This window comes from Microbacterium umsixpiens (assembly GCF_053543675.1).
Map to the genome: position 1 here is coordinate 3,513 of NZ_JBLVOH010000138.1, position 1,201 is coordinate 4,713.

At 71.0% G+C, this 1,201-nt stretch carries 1 protein-coding gene; it reads right to left on the reverse strand.

What is annotated here, in order from left to right; genetic code table 11:
• Positions 1-1,137, reverse strand: a 1,137-nt coding sequence (gene hemW / locus ACNPM4_RS13955) for a radical SAM family heme chaperone HemW (protein WP_448986052.1), incomplete at its 3' end; no start/stop codon positions are given.
• Positions 1,138-1,201 lie beyond the last annotated feature (64 nt).

Below are 1,201 nucleotides of genomic sequence, written 5' to 3' on the forward strand. Positions count from 1 at the left end.
GGCGGGGCCCACGAGCCCGTCGGCGATCAGTCCGGCGACGCGGCTGCGGTTGGCGGTGGGCACCTCGTCGATCGCGATCCCCTCGCGGATGCGGCTCAGCAGCAGGATCCGCTCCAGCGTCCGCGACTCGGCGTCCGGTCGTTCCGTGCCGGCTGCGGGCGACTCGGATGCCGCGAGCCGCTGCGCGTACGCCGCCGGATGTTTCACGTTCCACCAGCGCAGCCCGGCGACGTGACTGTGCGCTCCGGGGCCGAAGCCCCACCAGTCACTCCCCCGCCAATACGCGAGATTGTGCCGCGACCGCTGCTCGGGCGTGCGCGCCCAGTTGCTGACCTCGTACCAGTCGAAGCCACCGGCTGCGAGACGCGCGTCGGCGAGCTCGTACATGTCGGCCTGCAGGTCGTCGTCGGGGGTCGGAACCTCTCCGCGGCGGATCTGGCGAGCGAGCTTCGTGCCGTCCTCGATGATCAGCGCGTACGCGGAGATGTGGTCGGACTCCAGCGCGAGCGCCGCGTCGAGCGAGGCTTCCCAGTCGGCGAGCGACTCCCCCGGCGCCCCGTAGATCAGATCGACGCTGACGGCGAGACCCGCGTCTTTGGCCGCGGCGACCGCGGTGGTCACGTTCTCGGGCCGGTGCGTGCGGTCGAGCGAGGCGAGCACGTGCGGCACAGCCGACTGCATACCGACCGACATCCGCGTCACACCGGCGGCGGCCAGCGTGCGCGCGACCGCGGGCGTCACGGTGTCGGGGTTCGCCTCGACGGTGACCTCCGCGCCCTCCGCCAGTCCGAAAGCTGAGGCCGCGGCCTCCAGCATCCGCGCGAGATCGCCGGCCGGCAGCAGTGTGGGCGTACCCCCGCCGAAGAAGACGGTGTCCATCGGCCGCAGCGCCCCCGCATCGGCCAACACTCGACGGGCGAGGCCGATCTCAGAGATCAGCGTCGATGCGTAGTCCTCCTGCTTGGCGCCGCGGAGCTCGGTCGACGTGTAGGTGTTGAAGTCGCAGTAGCCACAGCGCACCGTGCAGAACGGGATGTGCAGGTAGGCCGAGAACGGCACGCTCGTGTCGACGGGAAGGTCGTCGGGCAGATGTCCGTCAGCCGGCGCAGGGTCTCCCAGAGGAAGCGGTCCCGCCATCACAGAGGGGTCGCGTAGAGCGGGGAGATCGCCCGGAGGTAGCGAGCGAAGAGCTCACGACGAC